A 16,960-nucleotide genomic window follows, 5' to 3' on the forward strand; every position below is an offset into this window, starting at 1 on the left:
CGGCACCTGATCGTCAGGTGCCGCCCCGCCGTCGTGAGCGTCCGGTTCAGTCCTCGGAGGGACCGGGGGTGTCCGGGGTGTCCGGCGCGTCCGGTGCGCCCCCGGCGTCCCGGGTCTCCGGTGCGCCCGGCGCCTCGCCGGCGCCCGGCAGGTCCCGCGCGTCCTGCGGGTCCGTGGAGGCGCCGTCACCGGCGCCGGTGCCCGCCTCCTCGGCCTTCGGCGGCTTCGGCGGACGGGTCCGCCCGCTGGAGGTGTCGCGCAGGTACGAGCTGTCGCCGGACTCGGTCGCGTGGCCGGGCCCGCCGTCCCGCCGCCGCAGGTACCGCTCGAACTCGCGCGCGATGGCCTCGCCCGACGCCTCGGGGAGTTCCGCGGTGTCCCGCGCCTCCTCCAGGGTCTGGACGTACTCCGCCACCTCGCTGTCCTCGGACGCCAGCTGGTCCACCCCGACCTGCCAGGCCCGCGCGTCCTCCGCCAGCTCACCCAGCGGGATGCGGAGGTCGATCAGGTCCTCCAGCCGGTTGAGGAGCGCCAGCGTCGCCTTGGGGTTGGGTGGCTGCGACACGTAGTGCGGCACCGCCGCCCACAGGCTGACCGCCGGCACGCCCGCGTGCGTGCACGCCTCCTGGAGGATGCCGACGATGCCCGTCGGGCCTTCGTACCGGGTCTCCTCCAGGTCCATGGTGCGCGCGAGGTCCGGGTCGGACGTGACGCCGCTGACCGGGACCGGCCGGGTGTGCGGGGTGTCGCCGAGCAGCGCGCCCAGGATCACCACCATCTCGACGCCCAGTTCATGGGCGAAGCCGAGCAGTTCGTTGCAGAACGAGCGCCAGCGCATCGACGGCTCGATGCCGCGCACCAGTACCAGGTCGCGCGGCTTGTCACCGCCGACCCGGACCACCGAGAGCCGGGTGGTCGGCCAGGTGATCTTCCGTACTCCGCCGTCCAGGTACACCGTGGGCCGGTTGACCTGGAAGTCGTAATAGTCCTCGGCGTCGAGCGCCGCGAACACCTCGCCCTTCCACTCCCGTTCCAGGTGCGCGACCGCGGTGGAGGCGGCGTCGCCGGCGTCGTTCCAGCCCTCGAACGCGGCCACCATGACCGGGTCGATCAGCTCGGGTACCCCCTCGAGCTCGATCACCCAGGCCTCCTTCCGAAGTTCCGTGCGTACGGACCAACCTTACGGCTTTCCGGAGGCCCGCCCGCAGCCCCCGTACGGGGATGAATGCTGTTCCGACCGGGAGCCACTACCCACGACGACCGGGGGAAACACGGGGGGAAGGCGGCCGGTTCGCGCGGGCACCGCCCGCCGGGCGGCGGGCCGGGGCCGCGCACCGCGGCGCCGGCGGTGGTCCGGCGGCGGCCCCGACGGTGGTCCGGTGGAACTCCCGGCCCCCGGCGGCCGGTTCACCCGCCCGGAGGTCCGCCCGCCCGCCCGACGGCCGTGCGGGCCGCCGTGCCGGGCTGCCCGGCGGGGCGGGGGAGCCGGATCGCTGACGGGTGGCCGGGCCGTGCGCCCGGCGACCGGACCGCTGACCGGCCCGGCGACCGGACCATGCGCCCGGTCCGCCGACCGTGGCCGGCGGCCGGGCCCGCGGTGCGGCGGACGCACGGCGAGGGCGGCCCCCCTGGGGGAGCCGCCCTCATGACCGCGGGGCCGTGGCCCGGTCCGTACGGTCAGGCCTTCTTGCCGAGCACGTCCTCGACCCGGGTGCGGATCTCGTCCGTCGCCAGGCCCCGGATGGTCAGGGTCGTGCGGCGGCGCAGCACGTCGTCCGCGGTCTCGGCCCACTCGTGGTCGCGGGCGTAGGCGACCTGGGCCCAGATCTCCGGCGCGTCCGGGTGGATGCGCTCGGCGAGCTGCGGGTCGTCGTTGGCCAGGCGCGCGATGTCGAAGGAGAGCGAGCCGTAGTGCGTGGCCAGGTGGCGGGCGGTGTCGGCGGCCATGCGCGGGCCGGGCGTGCCGCCGTCGACGAGCAGCCGGTGGGCCACCGCGTTCGGGTTGGCTATGCCGGGCAGCGGCAGCTTCTTCGGGAGCCGGGAGATCGGCTCCATGTCCTCGCCGAGCGGGTGGCCGGGCAGGGACGCCAGCTTGTTCATCACCGTACGGCCGATGTGGCGGAAGGTCGTCCACTTGCCGCCGGCCACCGACAGCATGCCGCCGCGGCCCTCGGTGACGACCGTCTCGCGCTTGGCCTTGGAGGTGTCGCCGGGCCCGCCGGGAAGGACCCGCAGACCGGCGAACGAGTAGGTGATCAGGTCCCGGGACAGCTGCTGGTCGCGGATGGAGAACGCGGCCTCGTCCAGGATCTGGGTGATGTCCTGCTCGTTGACCGCGACCTCGCCCGGGTCGCCCTCGTACTCCTCGTCGGTGGTACCGAGCAGCAGCATGTCCTCCCAGGGGAGGGCGAAGGTGATGCGGTACTTGTCGATCGGGGTGGCGAGCGCGGCCTTCCAGGGGGAGGTGCGCTTCAGGACGAGGTGCGCGCCCTTGGAGAGGCGGATGGAGGGGGCCGCGTTCGGGTCCTCCATCCGGCGCAGGTGGTCGACCCACGGGCCGGTGGCGTTGAGGACCAGGCGGGCGTCGACGCCGAACTCGTCGCCGCTGGTGCGGTCCCGCAGGTCGGCGCCGGTGACCCGGCCCTTGGTGAAGCGGAGTCCGGTGACCTCGGCGTGGTTGAGGACGGTGGCGCCCGCGTCGACGGCGGCGCGGACCGTCATCAGGGCCATGCGGGCGTCGTTCATCTGGTCGTCGCCGTACACGGCCACGGCCTTCAGGTTGTCGGTGCGCAGCTCCGGCACGTCCTGGGCGGCCTTGGCGGGGCTCAGGAGGTGGCCGACGCCGTCGCCGAAGGCGGAGAGCGCCGAGTAGGCGAAGACGCCCGCGCCGAGCTTGGCGGCGCCGTGCGGTCCGCCCTTGTAGACCGGCAGGTAGAAGGTGAGCGGGTTGGCCAGGTGCGGGGCGACCTGGCGGGAGACCGCACGGCGCTCGAAGTGGTTCTCCGCGACCAGCTTCACCGCGCCGGTCTGCAGGTAGCGCAGACCGCCGTGGAGGAGCTTGGAGGAGGCGGAGGAGGTGGCGCCGGCGAAGTCGCCGGCGTCCACCAGGGCCACCCGCAGCCCGGACTGCGCGGCGTGCCAGGCCGTGGAGATGCCCAGGATGCCGCCGCCGATCACCAGGAGGTCGTAGGTGGCCTTGGAGAGCTGCTCCCGCGTCTCGGCACGGCTCGGCAGGGAACCGGCAGCCGGGTGCGTCCCGAGGGAGGGGACGCTCTGCAGGGTGGTCATGTCGATTTACTCCTCGTCCTCGATCCAGCCCATGGTCCGCTCGACGGCCTTGAGCCAGTTCTTGTACTCGCTGTCACGCTTGTCAGCGTCCATGCGGGGGGTCCACTCGGCGGCCCTGCGCCAGTTGGCGCGCAGCGCGTCGGTGTCGGGCCAGAAGCCGACGGCCAGGCCGGCGGCGTAGGCGGCGCCGAGGCAGGTCGTCTCGGCGACCATGGGGCGCACCACGGGGGCGTCCACGAAGTCCGAGAGGGTCTGCATCAGCAGGTTGTTGGAGGTCATGCCGCCGTCGACCTTGAGCGCTGCCAGTTCGACGCCGGAGTCCTTCGTCATGGCGTCGGTGATCTCGCGGGTCTGCCAGGCGGTGGCCTCGAGCACGGCGCGCGCGATGTGCGCCTTGGTGACGTACCGGGTGAGGCCGGCGATCACACCGCGGGCGTCGGAGCGCCAGTACGGGGCGAACAGGCCGGAGAAGGCCGGTACGAAGTACGCGCCGCCGTTGTCCTCGACCGAGGACGCGAGCGTCTCGATCTCGGCGGCGGAGTTGATCAGGCCCATCTGGTCGCGCATCCACTGCACCAGGGAGCCGGTGACGGCGATGGAGCCTTCCAGGGCGTACACCGGGGCCTGGTCGCCGATCTTGTAACCGACGGTGGTGATCAGACCCGAGTAGGAGTTGATGATCTTTTCGCCGGTGTTCAGCAGCAGGAAGGTGCCGGTGCCGTACGTCGACTTGGCCTCGCCCTCGGAGAAGCAGGTCTGGCCGAAGAGGGCCGCCTGCTGGTCGCCGAGCGCGGAGGCGACCGGGACGCCGTCCAGGACGCCGCCCTTGACGTGGCCGTAGACCTCGGCGGAGGAGCGGATCTCCGGCAGGACCGTGAGCGGGACCTCCATGGACTGGGCGATCTTGTCGTCCCACTCCATGTTGTGGAGGTTCATGAGCATGGTCCGCGAGGCGTTGGTGACGTCGGTGACGTGGCGACCGCCGTCCACACCGCCCGTGAGGTTCCAGATGACCCAGGAGTCCATGGTGCCGAAGAGGATGTCGCCGCGCTCGGCGCGCTCGCGCAGGCCCTCGACGTTGTCCAGCATCCAGCGGATCTTCGGGCCGGCGAAGTACGACGCGAGCGGCAGGCCGGTCTCGCGGCGGAAGCGGTCCTGGCCGACGTTGCGGCCGAGCTCCCGGCAGAGGGCGTCGGTGCGGGTGTCCTGCCAGACGATGGCGTTGTGGACGGGCTCACCGGTGTTCTTGTCCCACAGCAGCGTGGTCTCGCGCTGGTTGGTGATGCCGATCGCCTTGACGTCGGCGGAGGTGATGCCGGCCTTCTCGATGGCGCCGGCGACGACCTCCTGGACGTTGGTCCAGATCTCGGCGGCGTCGTGCTCCACCCAGCCCGGCTTGGGGAAGATCTGCTCGTGCTCCTTCTGGTCGACGGAGACGATGCGTCCGTCGCGGTCGAAGACGATGCAGCGGCTGGAGGTGGTGCCCTGGTCGATGGCGGCGATGAACGGGCCGGCGGTGTGTGCGTCGGTCACGGTTGCTCCCGTAAGTGTGTGAGAAGGACGGCTCAGGCGAACGCGATGTTGTAGATACCCGCGGCGAGGGCTCCGCCGATCAGCGGGCCGACGACGGGGATCCAGGCGTAGCCCCAGTCGGAGCCGCCCTTGTTCGGCAGCGGGAGGAGGGCGTGCACGATGCGCGGACCGAGGTCACGGGCGGGGTTGATGGCGTAGCCGGTCGGGCCGCCGAGCGAGAGGCCGATGGAGACCACGACGAACGCGACCATCAGACCGCCGAGCACGCCCAGGCCCTTGCCGCTGTCGTTGAGGCCCTGCGTGAGGACCGCGAGGACCAGCACGACGGTGCCGAGTATCTCGGTGGCCAGGTTCTGCCAGACGTTGCGGATCTCGGGGCCGGTGGAGAAGACGCCGAGCACGGGGCCGGCGTTGCCGGCGGACTCGTTGTGCGGGCCCTCGATCGCCTTGTCGGCGGGGTCGCCCACGATCTCGCGGTCGGTGAGGTGCGCGTGGAACTGCCCGTAGTAGGCGATCCACACCAGCGCCGCGCCGATCATGGCGCCGAGCAGTTGGCCCGCGAAGTAGACCGGGACGTTCTTCCAGTCCCCGTCCTTGATCGCGATGCCGACCGTGACGGCGGGGTTGAGGTGGGCGCCGGACAGCGAGCCCGTCATGTAGACGGCGGTCAGGACCGCGAAGCCCCACCCGAAGGTGATGGCCAGCCAGCCGGCGTTCTGCGCCTTGGAGCGCTTGAGTACGACGGCGGCGACCACGCCACCGCCGAGCAGGATGAGTACGGCGGTACCAATGATCTCGCCGATGAAGATGTCGGAGCTGGACACCCGCGACTCCTTTGTCCTTCGTCCAGGGGAAGGCGAACCCCGGGTCCCTCCGGTGGTCCGCGCCCTCAGGTGAGGGCGTTAACCGGCCTCCTGGCGTTGCCACACTCTAGCGCGTATTGCCGGTAGGTGTTCGACAATGCCGACCGATGAACGGCAGTTTTGCCCCCTGGTAAACGTGGCGTCAAGAGTTCTGTTGGCCGAAACTCGTTCGTTACCGATGATGCGCCCGAGGCGTCAGAAGCGCCCGGCGCCCAGATCCCGGGAGACCGCGCGGGCGCAGTCCCGCACCGCCGCCACCAGCTCCTGGCGCAGCTCCCCGTCGTCGCAGACCCGCTCCACGGCGCCCGTGATGGCGACCGCCCCCACCGGCATGCGGCGCCGGTCGTGGATGGGGGCGGCCACCGAGGCCACGCCCTCCCACGTCTCCTCCACGTCCGCCGCCCAGCCGCGCGCCCGGGTCATGTCGAGCACCGCCTCGAAGTCCTCCAGGTCCGTGACCGTCCGCGGGGTGTACGCCTTGCGCTCGACCTCCAGGACCTCCGTGTGCGCCACCGGGTCGTACGCGGACAGGACCTTGCCCAGTGCCGTGGAGTGCAGCGGCTGCATGGCCCCGACCTCCAGGACCTGGCGGCTGTCGTCGGGCCGGAAGACGTGGTGCACGACGAGCACGCCGTGCTGGTGCAGCACGCCCAGGTGGACGCTCTCGCCGCTGGAGCGGGCCAGGTCGTCGGTCCACACCAGGGCGCGGGCGCGCAGCTCGTGCACGTCGAGGTAGCTGTTGCCCAGGCGCAGCAGCTCCGCGCCGAGCTGGTAGCGGCCGGAGGCGGGGTCCTGCTCCACGAAGCCCTCCGCCTGGAGGGTGCGCAGGATCCCGTGCGCCGTACCCTTGGCCAGGTCCAGCGACGACGCGATGTCCGACAGTCCGAGTCGGCGCTCGCCGCCGGCGAGCAGTCGCAGCATCGCTGCCGCTCGTTCCAGCGACTGGATGTTCTTCGGCATCGCCCGGCCTTTCTCCCTCAGTTCGACAATGCTGAACACTATCGGTCGTTGTCGACCTTGAGCCACATCGCCGACTCCCCCCGGCGGTGCGTGCGAACGGAGGACGCCGCCCCAGCATGCCGTCCCACCACCTGGAACAAGATGTCCGCCCCGGCGGGTACGCGGTTACTCTGGCCCGGTGCGCCCTCCCCCCGAGGGCGCAAAGCCGACAGCCGTCGCATCCCTGGGAGCTCATCCATGGCCTCGTCGCCGACCCCTTCCGCTGACAGCAGGACCCGCGCCGCCGCCCTCCGGGAGGCGCTCGCCTCCCGCGTGGTCGTGTCCGACGGAGCCATGGGCACGATGCTCCAGGCGCAGGACCCCACGCTCGAGGACTTCGAGGGCCTGGAGGGCTGCAACGAGATCCTCAACGTCTCCCGGCCCGACATCGTCCGCACGGTCCACGAGGAGTACTTCTCCGCCGGCGTCGACTGCGTGGGGACCAACACCTTCAACGCGAACTTCTCCGCCCTCGGCGAGTACGACATCTCCGACCGCATCCTGGAGCTGTCCGAGGCGGGTGCCCGGATCGCCCGCGAGACCGCTGACCGGTTCACCGCCGGTGACGGCCGTCAGCGCTGGGTGCTCGGCTCGATGGGCCCCGGCACCAAGCTGCCCACCCTGGGGCACGTCGCGTACGGCACCCTCCGCGCCGCCTACCAGCAGAACGCCGAGGGCCTGATCGCCGGCGGCGCCGACGCCCTCCTCGTCGAGACCACCCAGGACCTCCTCCAGACCAAGGCCGCGATCCTCGGCGCCCGCCGCGCCCTGGAGATCGCCGGCCTCGACCTGCCGCTGATCTGTTCGGTCACCGTCGAGACCACCGGCACCATGCTGCTCGGCTCCGAGATCGGCGCGGCGCTCACCGCGCTGGAGCCGCTCGGCATCGACATGATCGGTCTGAACTGCGCCACGGGCCCGGCGGAGATGAGCGAGCACCTGCGGTACCTGGCCCGCCACTCGCGCGTGCCGCTGTCCTGCATGCCCAACGCGGGCCTGCCGGTGCTGGGCAAGGACGGCGCGCACTACCCGCTGACGGCGCCGGAGCTGGCGGACGCCCAGGAGGCCTTCGTGCGCGAGTACGGGCTGTCGCTGGTGGGCGGCTGCTGCGGTACGACGCCGGAGCACCTGCGCCAGGTCGTCGAGCGGGTCCGCGGCCTCGCCCCGGCCGAGCGCCGGCCCCACCCGGAGCCGGGTGCCGCCTCGCTCTACCAGACCGTGCCCTTCCGCCAGGACACCGCGTACATGGCGATCGGCGAGCGGACCAACGCCAACGGTTCGAAGAAGTTCCGGGAGGCGATGCTGGAGGGTCGCTGGGACGACTGTGTGGAGATGGCCCGCGACCAGATCCGCGAGGGCGCCCACATGCTGGACCTGTGCGTGGACTACGTCGGCCGGGACGGCGTCGCCGACATGGAGGAGCTGGCCGGCCGCTTCGCCACCGCCTCGACCCTGCCGATCGTGCTGGACTCCACCGAGGTGGAGGTCATCCGGGCCGGGCTGGAGAAGCTCGGCGGCCGCGCGGTGATCAACTCGGTGAACTACGAGGACGGCGATGGGCCCGAGTCCCGCTTCGCCAGGGTCACGGCGCTCGCCAAGGAGCACGGCGCCGCCCTCATCGCGCTCACCATCGACGAGGAGGGGCAGGCCCGCACCGTCGAGACCAAGGTCGCGATCGCCGAACGGCTGATCGCCGACCTGACGGGCAACTGGGGCATCCACGAGTCCGACATCCTGATCGACACCCTGACCTTCACCATCTGCACCGGCCAGGAGGAGTCCCGCAAGGACGGCATCGCCACCATCGAGGCGATCCGGGAGCTGAAGCGGCGTCACCCGGACGTGCAGACCACGCTGGGTCTGTCGAACATCTCCTTCGGCCTGAACCCCGCCGCCCGGATCCTGCTGAACTCCGTCTTCCTCGACGAGTGCGTCAAGGCCGGGCTGGACTCGGCGATCGTGCACGCCAGCAAGATCCTGCCGATCGCCCGCTTCGACGAGGAGCAGGTCACCTGCGCCCTCGACCTCATCTACGACCGGCGCACCGAGGGCTATGACCCGCTCCAGAGGCTGATGGAGCTGTTCGAGGGCGTCAACACCAAGTCGATGAAGGCGGGCAAGGCCGAGGAGCTGGCCGCGCTGCCGCTGGAGGAGCGGCTCAAGCGCCGGATCATCGACGGGGAGAAGAACGGCCTGGAGGCCGACCTCGACGAGGCGCTCACCACCCGTCCGGCCCTGGACATCGTCAACGACACCCTGCTGGACGGGATGAAGGTCGTCGGTGAGCTGTTCGGCTCCGGCCAGATGCAGCTGCCGTTCGTGCTCCAGTCCGCCGAGGTGATGAAGACCGCGGTGGCCCATCTGGAGCCGCACATGGAGAAGACCGACGACGACGGCAAGGGCACCATCGTCCTGGCCACCGTGCGCGGCGACGTCCACGACATCGGCAAGAACCTCGTCGACATCATCCTGTCCAACAACGGCTACAACGTCGTCAACCTCGGCATCAAGCAGCCGGTTTCGGCCATCCTCGAAGCCGCGGACGAGCACAAGGCCGACGTCATCGGCATGTCCGGCCTCCTGGTCAAGTCGACCGTGATCATGAAGGAGAACCTGGAGGAGCTCAACGCCCGCAACCTGGCGGCGAAGTACCCGGTCATCCTCGGCGGCGCCGCCCTCACCCGCGCGTACGTCGAACAGGACCTGCACGAGATCTACCAGGGCGAAGTCCGCTACGCGCGGGACGCGTTCGAGGGCCTGCGGCTGATGGACGCCCTCATCGCCGTCAAGCGCGGTGTCCCCGGCGCCACCCTGCCGGAGCTCAAGCAGCGGCGCGTGCGGCCCACCGCGGGCGCCGTGGTGGACGAGCCGGCCCCCGAGGGCGGCGTCCGCTCCGACGTGGCAACCGACAACCCCGTGCCCGCCCCGCCGTTCTGGGGCACCCGGGTCGTCAAGGGCATCCAGCTCAAGGAGTACGCCTCCTGGCTGGACGAGGGCGCCCTCTTCAAGGGCCAGTGGGGCCTGAAGCAGGCCCGCGCGGGCGACGGCCCGACGTACGAGGAGCTCGTGGAGACGGAGGGCCGTCCGCGGCTGCGCGGCTGGCTGGACCAGCTCCACACCGGGAACATGCTGGAGGCGGCGGTCGTCTACGGCTACTTCCCGTGCGTGTCCAAGGGCGACGACCTCATCCTCCTGGACGAGAGCGGCAACGAGCGCACCCGCTTCACCTTCCCGCGCCAGCGCCGCGGCCGCCGGCTGTGCCTGGCGGACTTCTTCCGCCCCGAGGAGTCCGGCGAGACCGACGTCGTCGGCCTCCAGGTCGTCACCGTCGGCTCGCGCATCGGCGAGGCCACGGCCGAGCTGTTCGCCTCCGACTCGTACCGCGACTACCTCGAACTGCACGGCCTGTCCGTCCAGTTGGCCGAGGCCCTCGCCGAGTACTGGCACGCGCGCGTGCGCGCCGAACTCGGCTTCGCGGGGGAGGACCCGGCCGACGTGGAGGACATGTTCGCCCTGAAGTACCGCGGCGCGCGGTTCTCGCTCGGCTACGGCGCCTGCCCCGACCTGGAGGACCGGGCGAAGATCGCGGACCTGCTCCGGCCGGAGCGGATCGGCGTCCACCTCTCCGAGGAGTTCCAGCTCCACCCGGAGCAGTCCACCGACGCCATCGTCATCCACCACCCGGAGGCGAAGTACTTCAACGCGCGCTGACGAGCGCCGCGACGTACACTGGTCGGTCCAGTGCAGGCCGGTCGCTCTCCCCGCGCATCCCGGCGGATCCCCGGCGGGGTCCGCCGCGGACGTCCCCGCCGGGACGTCCCACCGGGGAGAGCGGTCGGCCTTCTCGTCCCCTCGTGGAGGTGTGCCGATGACCAGTACGGTCCCCGCGTCCTTGACCCGCACGGCCGGGGGTTCCGCCCTCCAGGCGGTTTTCCTCGACATGGACGGCACGCTCGTCGACACCGAAGGGTTCTGGTGGGACGCGGAGGTCGAGGTCTTCGGCGAACTGGGCCACACCCTCGACGAGTCCTGGCGGGACGTGGTCGTGGGCGGGCCGATGACCCGCAGCGCGGGCTACCTCATCGAGGCCACCGGCGCCGACATCACCCTCGCCGAGCTCACCGTGCTGCTCAACGACCGGTTCGAGCGGCGCATCGGGCGCGGTGTCCCGCTGATGCCGGGCGCCGAGCGGCTCCTCGCCGAACTGGCCGCGCACGACGTCCCCACCGCGCTGGTCTCCGCCTCGCACCGGCGGATCATCGACCGGGTGCTCCACTCGCTCGGCCGCGACCGGTTCACACTCACCGTCGCGGGCGACGAGGTGGCCCGTACCAAGCCGCACCCCGACCCGTACCTGCTCGCCGCCCGCGGGGTCGGCGCCGAGCCGGGCAGATGCGCCGTGATCGAGGACACCGCCACGGGCGTCGCCGCCGCCGAGGCGGCGGGCTGCCGCGTGGTCGCCGTACCGTCCGTCGCGCCCATCGCACCGGCCCCGGGCCGGGTCGTCGTGGGATCGCTGGAAGAAGTCGACCTGCGTTTTCTGCGGACATTGATCACGCGAATGAACTGACCATGCACCCAGGGTGTGCCGCGGAAATAGCGCGGTAAACCGAGGGCGCCGGAGCATGCCTTTTCCGTGACCGTCACCAGAGGCCGGAGGAGTGACCTTCGTCACTCAGCGTGGCCTGCGACGCATGGCCGGAAAGGTGCACATGCCCTAAAGGCGCTGCTACGGACCCGTCCATGTGTCCTGATTGATGGAGGGGTGTACGAATCCTTCCGACGCATAGTGATCGACCCGTGTGCATTACTGATCACTGTCCGATGTGACCTCAACTCGGCCCCGTTCCTGTGCCCCTGGTGGCGCCGACTAATCTCTTGCCGAGAACTTCGCCGCAGTTTCCGCGTGTCCCGTCCGGCCCACCGAGCCGCCGGGAACACAGGATCGATCGCTCTGTATCCCGGCCCGATCGCTCCGCCCCGACCGGGCGGACGCGGCGGAGTGTCCGTACGCCGCTGTACCCAGTGCCGGATGAGGAGAACGTCCAGAATGAACCGCAAGACCTTGGTGCTGCCGGCCGTGCTCGGCCTGCTCGCCCCCGTGCTCGCCGCCTGCGGCGCAACGGGTGGCAGCTCCGGCGGTGACGCCATCGTCGTCGGTACCACCGACCGGTTCGCCGCCACGAAGGACGCCTCCGCCCCCTTCGACCCGGCCTTCGCCTACGACACCGGCGTCTGGAACGTCCTGCGGCAGACCGTCCAGACCCTGCTGCACGTCCCGCGCGGCGGAGGCGCCCCGGTGCCCGAGGCGGCGTCCCAGTGCGGCTTCACCGACCGGGCCAGCGAGAGCTACCGCTGCACCCTGCGCGACGGCCTCACCTTCGCCGACGGCACGCCCCTCACCTCCAAGGACGTCAAGTTCTCCATCGAGCGGGCGCTCACCATCAACTCGGACAACGGCGCGGCCGGCCTGCTGTCGAACATCGACACCGTCGAGACCAAGGGCGACGACCAGGTCGTCTTCCACCTCAAGAGCCCCGACGCCACCTTCCCGTACAAGCTCTCCACGCCCGTCGCCGGCATCCTGAGCAGCGAGAAGTACGACGCCGACAAGCTCCGCGACGGCTTCCAGGTCGACGGCTCCGGCCCGTACACCATGGAGGCCGAGGTCAGCGGCGACCGCGTCACCAAGGTCGTCTTCTCCAGGAACACCCGCTACAAGGGCGACATCAAGCTCCGCAACGACCGGGTGGAGCTGCGGTCCTTCGACGACGCCGAGGCCATGGGCCGGGCCCTGGAGTCCGGCGACATATCCATGATGACCCGGACCATGTCGCCCGAGCAGGTCAAGGACCTCAACGACAACCCCAAGCCCGGCATCAGGATCACCGAGGTGCCCGGGCTGGAGATCCGCTACCTCGGCTTCAACACCGAAGCGCCGTCCGTCAAGGACAAGGCGGTCCGCCAGGCCATGGCCGCGGTCGTCGACCGCAACCAGCTCGCCGGCAAGGTGTACGGGTCGACCGCGACCCCGCTGTACTCGCTGATCCCCTCCAGCATCACCGCACACACCAACTCCTTCCTCGACAAGTACGGCGAGCCGAGCGGGAAGAAGGCCGCCGCCATCCTCCGCGAGGCCGGCATCACCACCCCGGTGAAGCTGACGCTGCACTACACCAGCGACCACTACGGCGCGGGCACCGCCGAGGAGTTCAAGGCACTGCGCGACCAGCTCAACGCCACCGAGCTCTTCGACGTCACCGTCGAAGGCGCCAAGTGGTCGGAGTTCCGCCCGGCCCAGAAGCGCGGCGAGTACGCCGTGTACGGCCTCGGCTGGTTCCCCGACTTCCCGGACCCGGACAACTACATCGCGCCGTTCCTCGACGCGGACAACTTCCTCAACACCCCCTACGTCAACAGCGCCACCCGCACCCGGCTCCTGCCCGAGTCGCGCCGCGCGGCCGACCGCAACGCCGCCTCGTCCGCCTTCGCGCAGATCCAGGACATCGTCGCCACCGACGTACCTGTGCTGCCGCTGTGGCAGGGCAAGCAGTACGTCGCCGCGCGCGACGACCTGACCGGTGTGGAGTGGGCGCTGAACACCTCCTCGGATCTGCAGCTCTGGGAGCTCGCCCGAGGTATCGCCTGACCCTGCTGTACCCGGCCGCGCACACGGGCTCGGCCGGCGATGAGATCCAGAGGCAAGGTTCCTGTGAAGGCACACAACAAGTGGCTGACGGCCCCGCTGGCGGCGGGACTCGCGGCCGCCCTGCTGAGCGGCTGCGGTGAGGAGAAGGGCGGCGACGCCGGTGGCTCCGGCGGCTCGGTGATCGTCGGCATGTCCGACGAAGTCCTGGCGACGGACCCCGCGGCCGGTTACGACCCGGGCTCCTGGCTGCTCTTCAACAACGTCTTCCAGTCCCTGCTCAGCTTCCCCAAGGGCGCCTCGGTGCCCCAGCCGGAGGCGGCCGACAAGTGCGGCTTCGACCAGGGCGGCAGCAAGGTCTACCGCTGCACGCTGCGCGACGGACTGAAGTTCAGCAACGGCAACCCGCTCACCTCCGAGGACGTCAAGTTCTCGTTCGAGCGGGCGCTGAAGATCAACGACCCGGCGGGCCCCGCGCCGCTGCTGGCGACCATCGACAAGATCGACACGCCGGACGACAAGACCGTCGTCTTCACGCTGAAGGTCCCCGACGCCACCTTCCCGAGCAAGATCGCCTCGGGTGCCGGCTCCATCGTCGACCACCGCGAGTACAAGGACGGCGAGCTGCGCGACGACAGCAAGGCCGTCGGCTCGGGCCCGTACAAGCTCGACTCCTTCCAGGAGGGCGAGGCCGTCTTCTCGCCCAACCCCGACTACCGGGGCACGGTCAAGGTGAAGAACGGCGGCGTGACGCTGAAGTTCTTCCACGGCGACCGCAAGGCTCTCGCCACGGCCCTGAAGAAGGGCGAGATCGACGTCGCCTACCGTGGCCTCGGCGCGGCCGACATCGCCGAGATCCAGGCCTCCGGCACCACCTCGGAGCGCGAGGTGGAGGTCATCGAGGGCTCCAGCGCCGAGGTCCAGCACCTGGTGTTCAACGTCGACGACCCGGTCGTCGGCAAGCTCGGCGTGCGCAAGGCCATCGCGTACCTCGTCAACCGCGACACGCTCGTCAACGACGTCTACCGGTCGACCGCCACCCCGCTGTACTCGATCATCCCGGCGGGCATCGCGGGCCACAACACCGCCTTCGTCAACGAGTACGGCGATCAGCCGCAGCGCGACAAGGCCGAGCAGGCCCTGCGCTCCGCGGACATCGACGGCAAGGTGAAGCTCACCCTCTGGTCCACGCCGAGCCGTTACGGCCCCTCCACGGACGAGACCCTCAAGGCGATCGCCAAGCAGCTGAACGCCAGCGGGCTGTTCGAGGCGGACGTCAAGTCCGTCGAGTTCGGGCAGTACGAGAAGGACATCAAGGCCGGCAAGTACGGCGTGTACGTGAAGGGCTGGGTCCCCGACTACCCGGACCCGGACAACTTCACGACGCCGTTCTTCGGCGAGGGCAACGTCCTCCAGAACAACTACGAGAACAGCAAGATCACCGGCACGCTGGTCCCGCGCACCGCCGCGACCGCCGACCGGACCGCCGCCGACGAGGACTTCGGCAAGCTCCAGGACCTGGTCGCCAAGGACCTGCCGATCCTGCCGCTGTGGCAGGGCAAGCAGTACGCGGTCGCCCGCGACGGCATCACGGGCCTGGAGTGGACGCTGGACGCCTCCACCGTCTTCCGCTTCTGGGAGATCAAGAAGGGCTGATCCCAGCCGCGCACGGCGAAGCGGGGTGTCCGACCCGGGTCGGACACCCCGCTTCCGCGTTCCGTGAACCGCGTGTTCCGTGCCCCGCGCTTCCCGCGAACCGCGGAGCGGCGGGTCACTGGGCGCCGGGGCGCACCAGACCGCTCTCGTACGCGTACACCGCCGCCTGGACCCGGTCGCGCAGCCCCAACTTGGTGAGCACGTGCCCCACATGGGTCTTCACCGTCGTCTCGCTGACGAACAGGTCCGCGGCGATCTCGGCGTTCGACAGCCCCCGCGCCACCAGCTTCAGCACCTCGACCTCACGGTCCGTCAGCGTGTTCAGCGCGTCCGGCACGGGCTCCTCGCCGGACGGCAGGTGGTCCGCGTACTTGTCGAGCAGCCGGCGCGTGATGCTCGGCGCGAGCATCGCCTCGCCCGCCGCCACCACCCGGATGGCCTGCACCAGCTCATTGGCCGGCGCGTCCTTCAGCAGGAAGCCGCTGGCCCCGGCGCGCAGCGCCTCCACCACGTACTCGTCGAGGTCGAACGTGGTCAGCACCAGCACCTTCGCCGGACCGTCCCGGCCGGGCCCGGTGATCTGCCGCGTCGCCTCCACACCGTCCATCCGGGGCATCCGGATGTCCATCAGCACCACGTCGGGCTGGAGCGCACGCACCTGGTCGAGGGCCTGGAGACCGTCGCCGGCCTCGCCGACGACCGCGATGTCCTGCTCCGCCTCCAGGATCATCCGGAAGCCGGTGCGCAGCAGCGGTTGGTCGTCGACCAGTAGGACGCGGATAGCCACAGGTACTCCTCCAAGGCTCAGCTGACCGGCCCCATTCTGCCCTGGCCGCCCCACCCCGGCTCCGCCGGTCCCGCCGCCGCGCACCGTGTCGACACGGAACCGCGCGCTCCGCCGACGGTGCCGCCCGCGGCCGGCCGGCTAGGGGGTGTCCGCCCGCGGGGCCGGCACGACCGGCAGCGGGTAGACCGGGGGAGTTCCGCCGAACTCGGGGCACACCGACTGGTGGTCGCACCACCCGCAGAGCTTGGTCGGCCGCGGCCGCCAGTCACCCGTCTCGGTGGCGTGCGCGATCGCCTCCCACAGTGCCTGCAGCTTGCGCTCCACCCGCAGCAGGTCCGCCTCCACCGGGTCGTACGTGAGCACGTCGCCACTGCCCAGGTACACCAGCTGGAGCCGGCGCGGCACCACGCCCTTCAGCCGCCAGACCACCAGCGCGTAGAACTTCATCTGGAACAGCGCGCCCTCGCTGTACTCCGGGCGCGGGGCCTTGCCCGTCTTGTAGTCGACGATCCGCACCTCGCCCGTCGGCGCCACGTCGACCCGGTCGATCACCCCCCGCAGCCGCAGCCCCGACTCCAGCTCGGTCTCCACGAACAGCTCCCGCTCCGCCGGCTCCAGCCGCGTCGGGTCCTCCAGCGTGAACCACCGCTCGACCAGCTGCTCCGCCTCGGCCAGCCAGCGCGCCAGCAGCTCGCCGTCCGCGTCCCCCTCGAACAGCTCGCCGAGCTCGGGGCGGGACTCCAGCAGCCGCGTCCACTGCCCCGGCACCATCGCCCTGGCCCGCGGAACCGTCCGCTCCACCGCGGGATCGTCGAAGAGCCGCTCCAGCACCGCGTGCACCAGCGTGCCCCGCGTCGCCGCCGCGCTCGGCTTCTCCGGCAGCTTGTCGATCACCCGGAACCGGTACAGCAGCGGGCACTGCATGAAGTCGCTCGCGCGCGACGGCGAGAGCGACGCGGGCGGCCGGGGACCGGGCGCGCCACCGGTGCCGGAGCCGGTGCCGGAGGCGGTGTCGGGGCCGGTCCCGGAGGCGGCGCCGGGGCCGGCGGCCGGGCTCGGGGAGGCGGACGGTCCGGGAGAGCTGGAGGGGCTCGTGGTCATGGTTGCAAACCCTACGGCCCGCCACTGACACCGAGCGGCATACCATCGACGCCAGACCCTCCCACACTGCATGATCGTCGTGTGACG

General features: G+C 70.9%; 11 protein-coding genes. 4 read left to right on the forward strand and 7 right to left on the reverse strand.

Annotation, left to right across the window (positions count from 1 at the left end; translation table 11 throughout):
- Positions 1-46 precede the first annotated feature (46 nt).
- From A4V12_RS11025 to A4V12_RS11045, 5 genes are all read right to left on the reverse strand, one after another.
- Entirely contained in the window at positions 47-1,141 is a 1,095-nt protein-coding gene (locus A4V12_RS11025; protein WP_064069100.1) for a PAC2 family protein, read from the reverse strand.
- A gap of 536 nt (positions 1,142-1,677) precedes the next feature.
- Positions 1,678-3,288: a glycerol-3-phosphate dehydrogenase/oxidase gene (locus tag A4V12_RS11030; protein ID WP_064069101.1), complete on the reverse strand. Its 1,611-nt coding sequence runs from the start codon at positions 3,286-3,288 to the stop codon at positions 1,678-1,680.
- A 6-nt stretch (positions 3,289-3,294) separates the two neighbouring features.
- Complete coding sequence (gene glpK, locus A4V12_RS11035) at positions 3,295-4,821, reverse strand: glycerol kinase GlpK (protein WP_064069102.1); 1,527 nt, start codon at positions 4,819-4,821, stop codon at positions 3,295-3,297.
- A gap of 32 nt (positions 4,822-4,853) precedes the next feature.
- Positions 4,854-5,645 carry an MIP/aquaporin family protein gene (locus A4V12_RS11040; RefSeq protein ID WP_064069103.1) on the reverse strand — a complete coding sequence of 264 codons (792 nt, stop codon included), beginning with the start codon at positions 5,643-5,645 and terminating at the stop codon, positions 4,854-4,856.
- A 234-nt stretch (positions 5,646-5,879) separates the two neighbouring features.
- Positions 5,880-6,644, reverse strand: coding sequence for an IclR family transcriptional regulator (locus A4V12_RS11045; RefSeq protein ID WP_064069104.1), 765 nt, complete (start codon positions 6,642-6,644; stop codon positions 5,880-5,882).
- A gap of 237 nt (positions 6,645-6,881) precedes the next feature.
- Between A4V12_RS11045 and metH the strand changes: the two genes are divergently transcribed.
- From metH to A4V12_RS11065, 4 genes are all read left to right on the forward strand, one after another.
- Positions 6,882-10,394: a methionine synthase gene (metH, locus tag A4V12_RS11050; RefSeq protein WP_064069105.1), complete on the forward strand. Its 3,513-nt coding sequence runs from the start codon at positions 6,882-6,884 to the stop codon at positions 10,392-10,394.
- Between the two features lie 157 nt (positions 10,395-10,551).
- On the forward strand, positions 10,552-11,253 hold the full coding sequence (locus tag A4V12_RS11055) for an HAD family hydrolase (RefSeq protein WP_064069106.1): 702 nt from the start codon (positions 10,552-10,554) through the stop codon (positions 11,251-11,253).
- A 480-nt stretch (positions 11,254-11,733) separates the two neighbouring features.
- A complete protein-coding gene (locus A4V12_RS11060) occupies positions 11,734-13,332 on the forward strand; it encodes an ABC transporter substrate-binding protein (RefSeq protein ID WP_064069107.1) in 1,599 nt (532 codons plus the stop codon).
- Positions 13,333-13,395: 63 nt separating this feature from the next.
- On the forward strand, positions 13,396-14,985 hold the full coding sequence (locus A4V12_RS11065; RefSeq protein WP_199831261.1) for an ABC transporter substrate-binding protein: 1,590 nt from the start codon (positions 13,396-13,398) through the stop codon (positions 14,983-14,985).
- Between the two features lie 115 nt (positions 14,986-15,100).
- Here the strand turns inward: A4V12_RS11065 and A4V12_RS11070 are convergent, their stop codons facing one another.
- Together A4V12_RS11070 and A4V12_RS11075 are read right to left on the reverse strand one after the other, a co-directional pair.
- Positions 15,101-15,772, reverse strand: coding sequence for a response regulator (locus A4V12_RS11070; protein WP_064069109.1), 672 nt, complete (start codon positions 15,770-15,772; stop codon positions 15,101-15,103).
- 138 nt (positions 15,773-15,910) lie between these two features.
- Positions 15,911-16,873, reverse strand: a complete 963-nt coding sequence (locus A4V12_RS11075; protein ID WP_064069110.1) for a RecB family exonuclease — start codon at positions 16,871-16,873, stop codon at positions 15,911-15,913.
- Between the last annotated feature and the right edge of the window lie 87 nt (positions 16,874-16,960).

This window comes from Streptomyces noursei, assembly GCF_001646665.1.
In the GTDB taxonomy this organism is placed as follows: domain Bacteria; phylum Actinomycetota; class Actinomycetes; order Streptomycetales; family Streptomycetaceae; genus Streptomyces; species Streptomyces lavendulocolor.